The sequence below is a fragment of the Microbulbifer sp. MKSA007 genome (genome assembly GCA_032615215.1).
Lineage (GTDB): Bacteria > Pseudomonadota > Gammaproteobacteria > Pseudomonadales > Cellvibrionaceae > Microbulbifer.
Genome location: CP128433.1, coordinates 657,325 through 672,078, shown reverse-complemented (window position 1 = coordinate 672,078; position 14,754 = coordinate 657,325). Strand labels below are relative to the sequence as shown.

12 protein-coding genes and 1 pseudogene are annotated in these 14,754 nt (G+C 52.1%); 5 read left to right on the top strand and 8 right to left on the bottom strand.

The genetic code is table 11. The features are described from left to right. Nucleotides 1–26 precede the first annotated feature (26 nt). From trpC to QT397_05565, 8 genes are all read right to left on the bottom strand, one after another. On the bottom strand, nucleotides 27–824 hold the full coding sequence (gene trpC, locus QT397_05600; GenBank protein WNZ58505.1) for an indole-3-glycerol phosphate synthase TrpC: 798 nt from the start codon (nucleotides 822–824) through the stop codon (nucleotides 27–29). Beyond that, on the bottom strand, nucleotides 818–1,867 hold the full coding sequence (trpD, locus tag QT397_05595; GenBank protein ID WNZ56832.1) for an anthranilate phosphoribosyltransferase: 1,050 nt from the start codon (nucleotides 1,865–1,867) through the stop codon (nucleotides 818–820). Before trpD ends, trpC begins: the two co-directional genes overlap by 7 nt. Nucleotides 1,868–1,940: 73 nt before the next feature. Continuing rightward, on the bottom strand, nucleotides 1,941–2,519 hold the full coding sequence (locus QT397_05590; protein WNZ56831.1) for an aminodeoxychorismate/anthranilate synthase component II: 579 nt from the start codon (nucleotides 2,517–2,519) through the stop codon (nucleotides 1,941–1,943). Next, nucleotides 2,516–3,379 carry an ion transporter gene (locus tag QT397_05585; protein WNZ56830.1) on the bottom strand — a complete coding sequence of 288 codons (864 nt, stop codon included), beginning with the start codon at nucleotides 3,377–3,379 and terminating at the stop codon, nucleotides 2,516–2,518. Before QT397_05585 ends, QT397_05590 begins: the two co-directional genes overlap by 4 nt. Next, nucleotides 3,366–4,877 (bottom strand): anthranilate synthase component I, encoded by a 1,512-nt coding sequence (gene trpE, locus QT397_05580; GenBank protein WNZ56829.1) that lies wholly within the window; start codon nucleotides 4,875–4,877, stop codon nucleotides 3,366–3,368. The genes QT397_05585 and trpE overlap by 14 nt, the downstream gene beginning before the upstream one ends. 232 nt (nucleotides 4,878–5,109) lie before the next feature. After that, nucleotides 5,110–5,772, bottom strand: a complete 663-nt coding sequence (gene rpe / locus QT397_05575; GenBank protein WNZ56828.1) for a ribulose-phosphate 3-epimerase — start codon at nucleotides 5,770–5,772, stop codon at nucleotides 5,110–5,112. A gap of 19 nt (nucleotides 5,773–5,791) precedes the next feature. Next, nucleotides 5,792–6,499 carry a nucleotidyltransferase family protein gene (locus tag QT397_05570; protein ID WNZ56827.1) on the bottom strand — a complete coding sequence of 236 codons (708 nt, stop codon included), beginning with the start codon at nucleotides 6,497–6,499 and terminating at the stop codon, nucleotides 5,792–5,794. Between the two features lie 38 nt (nucleotides 6,500–6,537). Next, the gene (locus QT397_05565) at nucleotides 6,538–7,611 is read right to left on the bottom strand and encodes a phosphotransferase (GenBank protein WNZ56826.1); all 1,074 of its coding nucleotides are present in this window, start codon (nucleotides 7,609–7,611) and stop codon (nucleotides 6,538–6,540) included. A gap of 296 nt (nucleotides 7,612–7,907) precedes the next feature. Here QT397_05565 and lptD point away from each other — a divergent pair, with 296 nt between their 5' ends. The 5 genes and pseudogenes from lptD (at nucleotide 7,908) to QT397_05540 (ending at nucleotide 14,677) form a co-directional block, all read left to right on the top strand. Then, entirely contained in the window at nucleotides 7,908–10,499 is a 2,592-nt protein-coding gene (lptD, locus tag QT397_05560; protein WNZ56825.1) for an LPS assembly protein LptD, read from the top strand. Then, nucleotides 10,499–11,839, top strand: a complete 1,341-nt coding sequence (locus QT397_05555) for a peptidylprolyl isomerase (protein WNZ58504.1) — start codon at nucleotides 10,499–10,501, stop codon at nucleotides 11,837–11,839. The genes lptD and QT397_05555 overlap by 1 nt, the downstream gene beginning before the upstream one ends. Before the next feature lie 76 nt (nucleotides 11,840–11,915). Then, nucleotides 11,916–12,898, top strand: a pseudogene (gene pdxA / locus QT397_05550) (4-hydroxythreonine-4-phosphate dehydrogenase PdxA). Between the two features lie 138 nt (nucleotides 12,899–13,036). Beyond that, nucleotides 13,037–13,837, top strand: a complete 801-nt coding sequence (rsmA, locus tag QT397_05545; GenBank protein ID WNZ56824.1) for a 16S rRNA (adenine(1518)-N(6)/adenine(1519)-N(6))-dimethyltransferase RsmA — start codon at nucleotides 13,037–13,039, stop codon at nucleotides 13,835–13,837. 27 nt (nucleotides 13,838–13,864) lie between these two features. Continuing rightward, nucleotides 13,865–14,677: a symmetrical bis(5'-nucleosyl)-tetraphosphatase gene (locus QT397_05540; protein WNZ56823.1), complete on the top strand. Its 813-nt coding sequence runs from the start codon at nucleotides 13,865–13,867 to the stop codon at nucleotides 14,675–14,677. The last annotated feature ends 77 nt before the right edge of the window (nucleotides 14,678–14,754 follow it).

Genomic DNA, 14,754 nt, shown 5'->3' with positions numbered 1-14,754 from the left:
TTTATTTCTACTACTGGAGTAAGCGGTCAGTTAAACATTTCCATCAATTTTCTGCCCGGCTCCTCCTCCCGCATAAAGGCCTCTCCCACCAGGAAAGCATTGACGTTATGACCACGCATCGCCGCAACATCATCTGTGGTATGAATACCACTTTCCGTGACCACAAGACGGTCGTCGGGGATCAAGTCCAGTAACTTAAAGGTATTTTCCAGCTGCACATCGAAAGTGTGCAGATTGCGATTATTGATGCCGATTAAGCGGTTAGGTAATGCCAGGGCCCTCTCCAACTCCTTGTGGTTATGCACTTCCACCAAGACATCCAAACCCAACTCCAAAGCGAGCCCGTTGAGATCCGCCATCTGTGGATCTTCCAGGCAGGCTGCAATCAGCAAAATACAGTCGGCCCCAATCGCGCGAGCTTCATAGATTTGGTAGGGATCAACGGTAAAGTCCTTGCGCAGCACCGGTAGGCGTACGGCATCTCGGGCCTGCTGCAAGTAATTATCTGCACCCTGAAAAAAGTCGACATCGGTTAGTACTGACAGACAAGCCGCGCCACCTTTTTCATAGCTGGTAGCAATTTCTGCAGGAAGGAAATCCTCGCGAATCACGCCTTTACTGGGAGAGGCTTTTTTAATTTCGGCAATTACTGCAGCCTCACCAGTGGAAATCTTGCGATCCACTGCATCGACAAAGCCTCTCACCGGTTCCTGATCCCTGGCGCGAAGGCGAACTTCGTCGGTGGAGCACTCAGCCTTCCGCTCAGCAACCTCCTGCCACTTGCGCTCGACAATTGTTTTTAAAATGGTCGGTGTACTCACGATTGAATTTCCTCTGGGCGAAACGCACTGGTAAACGCGGCAAGATCGTTAATTTTCCCTCCGGCGAGACCGCTGTCGATAGCATCTTGTGCCATAGCGACACCTTGCTCTGCAGAGTGCGCAACGCCGCTGACATAAATTGCCAGGCCTGCGTTAAGCGCAATAATATCCGCGGCTTTTTGCCCCGCCTCAGTATTGCGCTTACCCAGCGCATTGCGAATCAGGGCCAGGGAGTCCTCGGAACCAGAAACACTAAGATCAGAGAGGTCACGGCGCAGCAAGCCAAAGTCTTCAGGCTTGAGGGTATATTCCTGCAAGGCACCATCCTTTAATTCCACAGCAAAGGTATCCGCAGCAATACTGGCTTCATCGAGCCCATCATCACTATGTAAAACCAGCACATGCTCTGAACCGAGCTTTTGCAGAACCTCAGCCAACAGGCGACAGTAGCGCTTGTCATACACACCGATTACTTTGCGCTTTACCCCCGCCGGATTTGTCATCGGCCCGAGTAGATTGAAGATGGTACGCAGTCCCAATGCCTTTCGCGATGGGCCAACGTGGCGCATTGCATTGTGAAAGCTGGGCGCAAACATAAAGCCAATACCGATAGTCTCTACGCAACGCGCCATCTGCGAGGGACTCAATTCCAAAAATACGCCGGCGTGCTCAAGCAGGTCCGCAGAACCACTACTGGACGACACCGAGCGATTGCCATGCTTGGCTACCTTAGCTCCGGCAGCAGCTGCAACAAAGCTGCTCGCACTGGACACGTTAAATAGATTGGCGCCATCGCCACCGGTGCCGACAATATCAACTGTGTTTTCCAGGTCGAGCTCAACCTTTACCGCCAGCTCACGCATGGTTTCCACTGCGCCGACAATTTCATCGACTGTCTCACCGCGTATACGCAGTGCTATAAGGAGTGCGCCTATCTGTGACTCCAGCGCTTCGCCACGCATAATCTGGCCCACGGTTTCGCGCATTTCTTCACGAGTAAGGTGTTCGCCATCCACCAGTTTGGCAATGGCCTGTTGAATATTCATTTTTCCCCCTTTGCCCCACTCTGGTTATTGATTCTGGCGGGACCTGCCCGCCGCGCACTTGTTCTTCCGGCCCTCAAGACTCGATAAAGTTTCTCAACATATCGTGACCGTGCATGGTGAGAATTGACTCAGGATGAAATTGCACCCCTTCTACTGCTAATTCCCGGTGCTTCACGCCCATGATCTCGTCAATTTCACCATCCTCTGTCTCAGTCCAGGCAGTGATCTCCAGGCATTCCGGTAAACTGCTTTTCTCCACTACCAGTGAGTGATAGCGAGTCGCCTCAAATGGGTTGGACAAACCGTGGAACACCCCCAAATTGTTGTGCACTATAGGAGATGTTTTGCCGTGCATAACCTGCCGGGCACGAACTACCCTGCCACCGAAGACCTGCCCAATACTCTGGTGCCCCAGACAAATACCCAAAATAGGGATACTGCCGGCAAAGCGGCGAATGGTATCGAGAGAAATACCCGCCTCATTGGGGGTACAGGGACCCGGCGAAATCACAATTTTCTCTGGCGCCATTGCCTCGATTTCTTCCAGGGTAATTTCGTCGTTGCGTTTTACCACCACTTTTGCACCCAGCTCTTCCAGGTACTGCACTACATTCCAGGTAAAGGAGTCGTAGTTATCGATCATTAAAATCATTGTGCGGCCCCCTTAGCCTCTGGTTGATAAGTGGATTCTTCCATTCTTTTTTGCAGGCGTGCGAGAGAGGCCTGGGTTGCGCGGAGTTCGCGCAGGATTTCGGTCTGGCTTGGAGGCAGACACATTTCATCCATTCGTCGCAATTTGGCCTCTTCCAGGTTATTCAAGACTACACCGATAAAGAGGTTAATCATTACGAACGCCCCCATGACCACAAAGCTGACGAAGTAAAGCCAGGCCCAAGGCATCGAATCCATCGCTGTATACATAATATCCGTCCAGTCCTCAAAGGTGACTATGCGGAATAAACTCAAAAATGCGATGGGTAAAGTGCGCCAGTGAGTTGGATCAATATCGTGAAATAGGAAATAACCCGCTACACCATAGATATAGAAAATGATGCTCATCAACAAAGCAATGTGCATCATGCTTGGCAAACTGCGCAAAAGCGTGTCCACCAGTGTGCGGAGTTCCGGGAATGCAGACACCAGCCGCAAAACCCTTAATACCCGCACCAAACGCGCCAGGGTAGCTAGCGGCCCTGTAGCAGGGATCAAACTCAGTGCAATAATAGTAAAATCAAAGCAATTCCAACCACTGGCAAAGTAACGCCAGGGACGGGCCCCATGGGCAAAAATTTTAACCAGCGCCTCAATAACAAATGAGGCGAGAATCAGTTGATTAATAGCGCCCAGCAGCGTACCAAAGCGCTCCGTCACCCAAGTGGAAGTCTCCAACCCAACAGCGACAGCATTGAGTAGAATCATTCCGATAATGATTTGGTTAAATAACGGCGCTGCGACGACTCGCTCGCAGCGTTCAGCCAGGGTCAACTTTTGAGAAATACTAACTTCGCTCATCTTGCTCGATCTTTAAAGGGTCACTACTCTTGGCCAGCGCCATACCGGCAGCGCGGAAAAGCGCTCGGGCCTTATTCATTGTTTCATTCCACTCTGACTGTGGATCTGAGTCGGCCACCAGGCCAGCCCCCGCCTGCACATATAGTCGGCCACCCTTGATAACTGCAGTACGAATGGCGATAGCGGTATCCATATTGCCATTCCAAGCCAGGTAGCCGACCGCCCCACCGTAAATGCCACGCTTTTCTGGCTCCAGCTCATCGATAATTTCCATAGCGCGAATCTTGGGGGCGCCCGACAGGGTACCGGCCGGCAGTGCCGCGCGCAGAGCATCCATGGCGCTGAGGCCCGACTTTAACCGGCCGACAACATTGGAGGTGATATGCATCACGTGGGAATAGCGCTCGACAAACATTTGGTCGGTGACTTTGACACTGCCAGTATCAGCCACCCTGCCGATATCATTGCGCCCCAGGTCAATCAGCATCAGATGTTCGGCGAGTTCTTTGGGATCTGCCAACAGCTCTTCCTCCAGGGCAAGATCCTCCTCCTCAGTGGCTCCCCGATGGCGGGTTCCCGCCAGAGGTCGCACAGTCATTTCCCCCTCTTCTAAATGCACCAAAATTTCTGGGCTGGAGCCCACCACATGGTGATCACCCAGATCGAGGAAATACATATACGGCGAAGGGTTCAAACTGCGTAAAGCACGGTAAAAATTGAGTGGCGGCGCATTGAAAGGCGCAGACAGGCGCTGGGAGGGCACCACCTGCATCACATCACCGGCAAGCACGTACTCTTTAACCCGGTCTACTGCGCGCTTAAAGTTATCCTCGCCAAAGTGGGATTGGAATTCGCTCTCATCAATGCCGCGCCCATGCAAATCGAGGGGCACAGTATCCGGCAGCGGTTGTGCTAACTGGCCAACCAATTGGTCCAGGCGCTGCTGGGCTTTTTCATAGGCTGCTTCTTCAGCTGTATTTGCGTGGACAATCAGAATTACCGCACCGGCAAGATTGTCAAAAACCACCAATTCATCGCTGACCATCAACAGGATGTCCGGATTACCCAGGGTATCCGGCGGAGTACTGGCGGCCAGACGCGGTTCGATATAGCGCACGCAGTCATAGCCAAAATAGCCCACCAACCCGCCGTTAAAACGAGGCAGATCCGCTAATTCAGGCACCTGATAGCGCTGCTGAAACTGCTCAACAAACTCCAGAGGGTCGGCGACGCTGTAGCTCTCTACAACCTCACCATCAGTTTCCACGGTGATGTCAGTGCCCTTAACCCTGAGCAGAGTCCGCGCAGGTAAACCAATAATGGAATAGCGTCCCCACTTCTCCCCGCCCTGGACCGATTCCAGCAAATAGCTGTAACGGCCTCCGGCCAGTTTCAAATAGGTGGACAGTGGCGTTTCAATATCCGCCAGTACGCGCCTTACCAGGGGGATACGGTTATAACCCTCAGACGCAAGTTGAGCGTATTCAGTAGGGGTCATGGAGACTCCGATCAATTTTTCATTCTTTTATGATTGGCGCCAGAGTATAAGCAGCGCCCACGGGAAAGGTGCCTCAATCGCCAAACTCGATTGGGCCTCAGCAGGTCAGTGGCGCCATCGCCAACTGTTTGTCAGGGAGAAAGAGTGGTTCACGGAAATTCCCTCAGTGCAGGCGCACAAGTTAACAAATCCCGTCTATGGCGGGCAAGAGATTGCCCGCCAGTTTTGTAAATTAAGCCAAACTTTTACGCATGGCTGCAATCACTTCAGCGTAGTCCGGGGTATTGAATATGGCAGACCCAGCGACAAAGGTATCTGCTCCAGCTGCAGCAATTTCGGCAATATTGTCGCGATTCACACCGCCGTCGATCTCAAGGCGAATATCAAACCCAGACTCATCAATCAACTTGCGAGCTTCTTTTAACTTGGTCAGGGTATTGGGGATAAACTTCTGCCCACCAAAACCCGGGTTCACCGACATCAGTAGGATCATATCCAGCTTATCCATTACATACTTGGCCGCATCGAGGCCACTGGCTGGATTGAACACCAGCCCCGCTTTACAGCCGAGACTGCGAATCAATTGTAGGGAGCGGTCCGGGTGACGAGAGGCTTCTGGGTGGAACGTAATATAGGTAGCTCCGGCATCGGCGAACATGCGAATCATCTCATCCACCGGCTCCACCATCAGGTGCACATCAATCGGAGCCTCAACACCGTGTTTGCGCAGGGCCTGGCATACCATAGGGCCAATCGTGAGATTTGGCACATAGTGATTGTCCATCACATCAAAATGCACCCAGTCCGCTCCGGCTGCCAACACATTGTCCACTTCTTCACCCAAACGTGCGAAATCTGCAGAGAGAATAGAGGGAGCGATCTTGTAATCTGACATCAAAATATCCTTTGGTAACTCAACTTTCGCCAGTCAGTCGGCGATCTAAATTTTCCAGGCGCTCGGGGGTTCCCACATCGCACCAGTCCCCCTCATAGAGTTCAGCTTGTAGCTTATCCTCATTAAAGGTGAACACTTCCCCAAGCCCGAAGCATTCGCGACGCTTAGGGTATTTGGTGAGGGTTTCAGCTCGCAGCCAGCTAATACCTGCAAAGGTATAGCGGGGCTTGGCTGTACCCGACAGCAAGCCACCCTCTATGCCAAAATCTCCACCGGGGTTATGGGGAGGATTGGGGACCATCAAAAGGCGTCCAGGGCAAGACTCCGGCAGCGATCTCTCGATCCATTGCGACAGGTCATAGTCACACCAGACATCACCATTAACCACCAAAAACGATGAATCGCCGATCAGTGGCAGCGCCTTGAGAATCCCGCCGGCAGTTTCCAGTGGCTCCTCCTCATGCTCGACGGAGTAGTGAATATCCAACCCCCAGCGGGAACCAGAACCAAGCTGTTGACGAATTTTGGGTCCTAAGTAGCCCAGGTTAATCACGACCTTTTGCACACCAATAGCTGCCAAGCGCTCAATCGCATATTCAATCAGGGGCTTACCGGCAATCGGTAACAGAGGCTTTGGAGTTTGGTCAGTCAGTGGGCGCATACGGCGCCCAAAACCTGCTGCCAATACCATGGCAGTCAAAGGGGAATTCTCTTTGGGTTTGCTCATTAAATTAATCTGTACAGTTTTCGTACGGCCTACTTCGGCTAGTCACCGGCACAGCGGTAATCGCTGTACCAGGGCAAAGGCTCTATCTGCGGCAGTAGGGTGCCGCTGAACCAATCAGTAAACGGCTCCAGCTCTGGGTAGCGCTCAGCGGTTTCCAAAACATAGCGAATCACCAGCGGCAGGTGCTGCAAGTATCCCTGCTTTCCATCACGCAGACTGAGGCGCGGGAACAGACCCAGCACTTTAATATGACGCTGTAACCCCATCCAGTCGAACCAACGAAGATAAAGTTGTGGGTCCACAGGCTGCATAACACCCGCCGCTTCAGCAGTCGCGACGTAAGCCAGCACCCAGCGCTCTACCCGCTCGCGGGGCCAACGGATATAGCAATCTTTGAGCAGAGACACCAGATCGTAGGTGGCGGGCCCCCACACTGCGTCTTGAAAATCGACAATCCCCGGCCTTTCCCCGTCGCGGATCATCAGGTTGCGACTGTGGTAATCCCGGTGAACAATCGTGTGAGGCTGCTCCTCCGCACTGTTAAGCAACAATTCAAAGGTTTGCTCCAGCAGCTTTTCTTCCCGCTCTGAAAGCTGGTAGCCAAGTAGCTCTCGCACCAGCCACTCAGGCATAACCTGCATTTCCTTAAGAAGTAGTTCCCGACTATAAGTTGGGAATAATTGTTCCTCAAAAGGGATTTGCTGCAGGCATAAAAGTTCACTCATTACCTCTGCGTAGAGTCCCTCAACACTGTCGCTGTTGAGCACGCTATACAATTGGGTATCCCCCAAATCTTCCAGCAGCAGGTACCCCTCTGCGGTGTCTGCAGCAACCACCATCGGCGTATGGATACCGTTGCGGCGCAAGTAATCAGCCAGAGCCACAAAGCGGGCGGGGTTAGTCAATTGGGGAGGGGTATCTACCGCTATCAGTGACGGCTCGGTTAGAGTGCGAAAATAACGGCGAAATCCAGCATCTCCCGCCAGGCTCAATAAATCAGCCGGAGCCTCCATACCCAGGGCCACGCCAACCCACTCACACAAGGTATTGCGTCTGGGATCGGTGTCGATCTCGCACCCTTGCTCAACTTCACTGCTCGATCTTAGGCTCATCTTATATTCCAACTGTTTCTAGCTGCATTTTAACCCCGAGCCTCTCTGCGTCCAGAGACGCCATCACTATTTATTGGAGCCCCTACTTTGCCTCAGCTAAAAACAGAACACGAGTTCCAGGTAATTTACGTTTCGAAGCTGAGCCTCTAGCTGTAACATTACGACTTCAGTACGGCTATTAACCACATCTACATTCAAGTAGAATCGGACGATGATTTTGCGCGCCCCGGCTCGAAAGCTGTCGCACGTATCCATCGATAAAGAAACACTAAAAGATAGCTGGAACATATCGTTTGATGCTTGAAGTCTCCCGGTGGCGTCGCCTCGCTCTGGCGATTGCTAATAACTCCCAAGCCCGCTCCATCGCTCTCGGCCTGATCGCTGCTCAGCCCTTGTGGGCGCAAGCCAATCAGGGCGAACCGTATCCTGATCCCGACTACAACCCCTATTTGTACTTGGACTGGTTGCCCCGCTCTGAGCTAACCCCGGAGGAGCTAGCCAATTTACCTGCGGTGTGCTCTGGCGCCTTTGTGGCCCCTCCGCGCAACTATCCCGGTTCTGACCTGCCCCCTGGGGAGGCCCCGCTCAGAGCCACTGCTGAGAAATCCCAGTGGCTGGAAGATGGTTCAGCCGAGCTGAGCGGGAATGTACATATTACCCAAGGTTACCGACAGCTCTTCGCCGACCAGGTCAAACTGAATCGCCCGGAAAATATCGCTACTTTAGATGGTGCGGTTGAGCTTCGGGAGCCAGGTTTACTGATCCGCGGCTCCTCCGCTGAAGTCCATACCGAAAGCGAAGCGGCCTCTATTGAGGATGCTACCTATGTGGTACACGATGCTTTTATTCATGGGGACGCCGAGCTAGCTGCACGTCAAACCAGTGGTGAGCTAACCCTGACAGAGGGCACATATACCCGCTGTGAGCCCGGGCGTGAATTCTGGCAACTTACGGGCCGCGAGATCAATATTGATGAAGTAGAAAGCCAGGGGACTGCACGGGATGTGCGCCTGGAGATTCTGGACGTTCCTGTCTTATACCTGCCGTATTTCCGCTTTCCTGTAGGCGATGCGCGCATGTCCGGCTTCCTGTTTCCCACACTCAGCAACAGCGATAAGAATGGCTGGGACCTCTCCATTCCCTACTACTGGAATATTGCCCCGCAGATGGACGCCACCATTTCCCCGCGTTACATCCAATATCGCGGAGCCGGGCTAGAGGTTGAGTTCAGGCACCTGGCAGAAATGTTTAGTACAGAAATCCGTCTTGCCGATCTCCCCGACGACGATGGCGGCAATAATAACCTTGCCCAGGACCTGATTGATGAGGGCTTCCCTGAGGACCTGGTTCTCCCCTACAAAGGTGATGACCGCTGGCTGATCAGTTTGGAGCAGCAAGGGGGCTACAGCGGTAGCGTCTGGCGTACCGATATCGACTACACCAAGGTCAGCGACCCAGACTATTTCCGTGATTTAAGCACGGCCAACCTCGATATCAATGCAGAAACCCGAGTTAGCCAGAAAGTTCAGGGGCAACTGCGCAGCGAGCACTGGCAAGCAACGCTACGTACCCAAGACTATCAGGTACTGGAAAATGACGCCTTCGATACATTTGCCCAATACCCCCGTTTTGATATAGACGGCGATTACCGCTGGGATGACTGGCTGTTGACTATGCAGAACGAAGTCACCAGCTGGGATCACAGTGACACACAAACCATAAGGTTTATTGAAGACACCGATGACCCCGACAGTGTCACGACTCAAACACGAGACTTTATCACTGCAGATCGGCTGCGCCTCGACTATGAATTCTACTGGGATAAAGAGTGGCTCTGGGGATATTTCAAGCCGGGAGTTGCTGGTCGCTACCTCGCTTACAGTGTGAGTGACCTGTTTCTACCTGAGGATGCCGACGACACCCCCGATGCGGCTGCTGCCCAGTTTATTCTGGATACTGGGCTCTACTTTGAGCGCGATAGCCACCTATTTAACCGCGACTTTATCCAGACGCTGGAGCCACGGTTGTTTACCCTGATTAGTAGCAATGCCGATCAGAGTGATTTCTTTAATATCAGTGATGATGCCGAGGATATCGACCCAAATAGTAACAACTTGTTATACGACACATCACTTTACACTTTCAGTTACGACCAATTGTTCCGCGATAGCCGGTTTACCGGTAATGACCGAATCGACGATGCGGACAGAATTGCCCTTGGCCTGACAACCCGCTATATCGATCCCGTTAGTGGTCGGGACCTCTTCTCAGCCAGTGTCGGGCAAGTCTATTACTCCAGTGACCGACAAATTGGCCGTGACTCTTACATTGAGGATACCCAACGGTCAGAGCTGGCTGCACGAATCGAAAGTCGCCCTTTCGAATCCCTCCGTTTGGGGACTGAGCTGGTCTATGAAGATAGTGAGCACAATATTAATCGCGGTAATTTCAGCCTGCGCTATCTTGACGACGATTACCGCATCTTTAACTTAAGCTATTACTACGAGCGCCCGGACGCAACGGATGACGATGATGAGGACGAAGATGAAGATGAAACCGTGAGCCAACTAAACGCCTCAACTGTCCTCCCACTTGGTACTCATACCTCACTCATGGCTGGTGCCAGCTATGATCTTACTTTGAATCGGGAACTGGAATACCTGGCAGGAATCGAATATGACGACTGCTGCTACCGTACCCGACTGGTGTGGCGACGCACGCTGGACAATGATCTCGCAGGGGTTGTATCTGCTGAAGACCTTGAGTATGACGAAGGTATCTATCTTGAAGTCGAACTCAAAGGGCTAGCAGGCTTTGGTTCAACCGTGACAGAAATGCTGACCCAGGGGATTGCCAACTTTGATCAGAGAGAAGAGCTGAAACAGTGATGAGAATAATTAAGAAATTCATACCGAAGCTGGGCCTGGCACCCGTACTGGCAGCTGGCGCTCTGATCGCCGCCACTGCCACCGCACAAGTCAGAAACCTTGACCGGGTAGTTGCTGTTGTTGATGACGATGTTGTGATGGCCAGTGAACTGGCCCAGCGCATGAATACCATCGCAAGCCAAATCCAAGCACAACAGGTGCAGGCTCCTCCAGTGGATGTTTTGCGCCGCCAGGTTCTCGAACAACTCATTATCGAGCGTTTGCAACTGCAAATGGCCTCTCGCGCAGGTGTCACCGTTTCTGAATCGGAGCTGGACCAAGCTATCGCCCGTGTCCAACAAAATGCCGGAGTCAGCCCCGAAGAGTTCCGCCAACGCCTGCTCGCTGACGGTATGAGCATGAAGAGCTTTCGTCAGCAAATTCGCCAAGAGCTGATGATTCGCCGGGTTGAGCAAGGCAGCGTTAACCGCCGGATCCAGATTACTGACCAGGATATCGATAACTTCCTGCGCTCCAAGGAGGGGGAGTTTTGGAAGTCCCCTCAATTTGAACTGGGCCATATCCTGATCCCCGTGAGTTCCAGCGCTCCCACCAGCGAAGTTACCCAGGCACGGGAGAAGGCTGAAGACCTAGCCCAACAGGCCAAAGACGGCGCTGACTTCCGCCGCCTGGCAATCGCAAACTCTGCCGGCCAGAATGCCCTCTCCGGTGGCGACCTGGGTTGGCGCAAGACCGTCGAGCTTCCCACTCTTTTTGCCGATGCCCTCACCGACTTAAAAGCCGGTGATGTTACCGAGCCTTTCCGCAGTGATGCCGGCTTTCACCTATTAAAGATTCACGCGCAGAAAGGCGCCAGCGAGCAGTTGGTGGAACAGACAAAAGTTCGCCATATCCTGCTTAAGCCATCCGCTATTCTTACCGATGACCAGGCTTACAATAAGCTGATTGAGCTCCGTGAAGAGGCCATGGCCAGCGATAACTTTAGCGAGCTCGCGCGCGAGAACTCAGAGGATATAGGTTCTATGCTATCCGGTGGCGATCTTGGCTGGTCTATGCCCGGACAGTTTGTGCCAGAGTTTACCCAGGCTATGGATGCAACTGAGATTGGCAGCATTAGCCTGCCTTTCCGCAGCCAGTTCGGCTGGCATATCCTGCAGGTTGAAGATCGGCGCAAGCAGGATATGACCGACAAATATATCCGCAATCAGGCAGCCAACTTGCTGCGCAACCGCCGCTATGAAGAGGAACTACAAAACTGGCGTCGTGAGATTCGCGACCAGGCGTACGTTGAGATCAAATTGCCGGACTCTGAGACCACCGAGGACTCAGGAAACCAATAGTAAGCCGCTTTTTCAGCGGTAAAGACCGGGCCCTGTGCCCGGTTTTTTTTTGTAGCTACAGGAAAGTTATATAGCAATGGCTCCTAAAATTGCCTTCACCCCCGGAGAACCTGCAGGTATTGGCCCTGAGCTCGCCGTGAAGATTGCACAAGAGAGTTCTCCTGCACAGATTGTCGCAATTGCTGATCCCCAGCTACTGACAGATACCGCTGCGGCATTGGGGTTGCCTCTTCAGCTCCTTCCTCTGTCCAAAGCAGGCACAGAGGGAACACCTGCCGGTGCTCTCTACATACTACCGGTCTCCATAGCCGAGCCTGCTAAACCCGGCCTACTGAATGCAGTCAATGCACCCTATGTATTGGAAACTCTTTCAGTTGCGGCAGAGGGTTGCCTGGCCGGCCAGTTTGATGCCGTGGTTACAGGGCCCGTACACAAAGGCATTATCAATGATGCCGGCACTCCATTTAGCGGCCATACAGAGTTCTTTGCTGAAAAAGCCGGTGTTGAGCGTGTCGTTATGATGCTAGCAGCAGAGGACCTTCGAGTTGCTCTGGTGACAACTCACCTGCCCCTCAAAGAGGTGAGCGCTGCTATCACCCCCCGCTTCTAGAGCAGATTATTACCATCCTCGACGCCAGTTTGCGGGAACATTTCTGCATCTCCAATCCTCGTATTAGCGTTTGCGGCCTCAACCCCCATGCTGGAGAAGGGGGACACTTAGGCCATGAGGAAGTAGAAATAATTGAACCCACACTTGAACACTTGCGCCACCAAGGTATATCACTGAAAGGTCCACTTCCCGCAGACACTCTTTTTACCCCGCCGCATTTGTCGGAATGTGACGCCGTTTTAGCTATGTATCACGATCAGGGGCTTCCAGTGTTAAAATTCAAGGGTTTTGGCCACGCCGTCAATATCACTTTGGGGCTACCCTTTATCCGCACTTCAGTAGACCACGGCACAGCTCTCAATATCGCGGGCACAGGCATTGCAGACTGCGGCAGCCTCAAAACCGCACTGTCTCAGGCTGTGGCGATAGCTAAATTGCGCAGTGCCTAAAACTTGCTTGGAGAAAGAGTGAACCATGCCCTCACCACGTGAGCGCAGTGAAAGGCCCTAAAGGGTATCCAACTGAAATGCTCACTAGCACCCCAAGGCTTAACCGCAAAATTAATCATCCAGGTTACAGATATATCAATGGATAACTTCTTTCAACACAAAGCCCGCAAACGCTTTGGACAAAACTTTCTCGTCGATGAAAATATTATCGAGCGCATTGTTCGTGCGGTAGGCCCTAAAGAATCAGATACGCTAGTGGAAATTGGCCCGGGTCAAGGGGCAATTACAGAATTACTATTAAAACGCTGCCCATCTCTAACCGCTGTCGAACTGGATCGCGACCTGATTCCGATGCTGGAATTTAAATTCAGGGAATACCCGGAATTTAGCATCATTGAAAAGGACGCATTAAAATTTGACTTTGGCACCTTTGCTGGAGATAAGCAGCTACGCATTGTCGGTAACCTTCCATATAACATATCCACACCGTTACTGTTCCATCTGCTCAGTTTTCGCGGGCAAGTCCAGGATATGCATTTTATGCTGCAGAAAGAGGTGGTAGATCGGCTCAGCGCTACGCCTTCGACTAAATCTTATGGGCGACTTAGCGTGATGGTTCAATATTACTGTCGCGTACAGGGCCTGTTCCCTGTACCCCCGCAGTCTTTCCGGCCCGCCCCTAAGGTGGATTCTGCCATCGTGAGATTGGTTCCCCACAGCACTCTGCCATTTACCGCAAAAGATGAAGGATTATTGGAAAGAATCGTCAATATAGCCTTCCAGCAGCGCCGTAAGACCCTGCGCAATGCTTTAAAACCCCTATTCCCGGATCTCGACCCCGAGCTGCTACCCATTGATGCCGGCCGCCGAGCAGAAACCTTAAGCGTCGAGGACTTTGTTAAGCTGGCCGACTACTGTACAAACTTGCAACAACAATAATTATTTTTCACATTATTGGGGGGAACCTTGGCAACTTACGCCATCGGAGATATTCAAGGATGCTTTGCAGCTTTTCAAAGCCTTCTTAAGAAAATCAATTTTAGTGCTGACCGTGACAAACTCTGGCTTGCCGGAGACTTGGTTCACCGGGGTGAGGATAGCCTGAGCACCCTTCGCTATCTCTATCAGCACCGCCAGCAGGTTACAGCAGTGTTGGGCAACCATGATCTCCATTTACTGGCGATCGCCCATGGCGCTAAATCTCTGTCTGAAAAAGAGCACGACCTTGCCAAGGTTTTAAAAGCAAAAGATTCTGATAAGTTACTGGAGTGGCTACAAAGCCTACCCCTTCTAGTACATAAGAAGGGGTACACCATGGTGCATGCGGGTATCCCCCCCATTTGGAGCGTTACTAAAGCGCAAAAGCTCGCCACTGAAGTGCATAAGGCCCTCGCCGACGAAGCTATGGCAAAGGCATATTTTTATGGCATGTACGGTAATGAGCCACACTGTTGGGATGATCATTTGATCGGCATCGAACGCCTGCGGTCCATTACCAATTACTTCACAAGAATGCGATTTTGTAAGGCTGATGGCACTCTGGATCTAATCAATAAAAAGGGGGTCCAGGCCTCTCACGGTGAATACCAGCCATGGTTTAGCTTTCCCAATCGAAAAACCAGAAATGACAAGGTTATTTTTGGGCATTGGGCTGCCCTGGAAGGCCGCGCAGATACTGAGAATATCTATGCCCTAGACACAGGTTGCGTTTGGGGAGGGTACCTGACTGCAATGCGATTAAGTGATGAAGAATTTTTTTGTACAGACTGCAGCTTATAAAAATCACTTCGCCCTGAAGCCTAAAAGAAGAATTTAAACCGACCGAATCTAAAAAAATAAACTGACAGTTATCACCT

Bases quoted from the DNA above. Each gene is read 5' to 3' on its own strand.
- trpD (WNZ56832.1), bottom strand. From the start codon at position 1,867: ATGAATATTCAACAGGCCATTGCCAAACTGGTGGATGGCGAACACCTT.
- QT397_05590 (WNZ56831.1), bottom strand. From the start codon at position 2,519: ATGATTTTAATGATCGATAACTACGACTCCTTTACCTGGAATGTAGTG.
- QT397_05585 (WNZ56830.1), bottom strand. From the start codon at position 3,379: ATGAGCGAAGTTAGTATTTCTCAAAAGTTGACCCTGGCTGAACGCTGC.
- trpE (WNZ56829.1), bottom strand. From the start codon at position 4,877: ATGACCCCTACTGAATACGCTCAACTTGCGTCTGAGGGTTATAACCGT.
- rpe (WNZ56828.1), bottom strand. From the start codon at position 5,772: ATGTCAGATTACAAGATCGCTCCCTCTATTCTCTCTGCAGATTTCGCA.
- QT397_05570 (WNZ56827.1), bottom strand. From the start codon at position 6,499: ATGAGCAAACCCAAAGAGAATTCCCCTTTGACTGCCATGGTATTGGCA.
- QT397_05565 (WNZ56826.1), bottom strand. From the start codon at position 7,611: ATGAGCCTAAGATCGAGCAGTGAAGTTGAGCAAGGGTGCGAGATCGAC.
- lptD (WNZ56825.1), top strand. From the start codon at position 7,908: ATGCTTGAAGTCTCCCGGTGGCGTCGCCTCGCTCTGGCGATTGCTAAT.
- QT397_05555 (WNZ58504.1), top strand. From the start codon at position 10,499: ATGAGAATAATTAAGAAATTCATACCGAAGCTGGGCCTGGCACCCGTA.
- rsmA (WNZ56824.1), top strand. From the start codon at position 13,037: ATGGATAACTTCTTTCAACACAAAGCCCGCAAACGCTTTGGACAAAAC.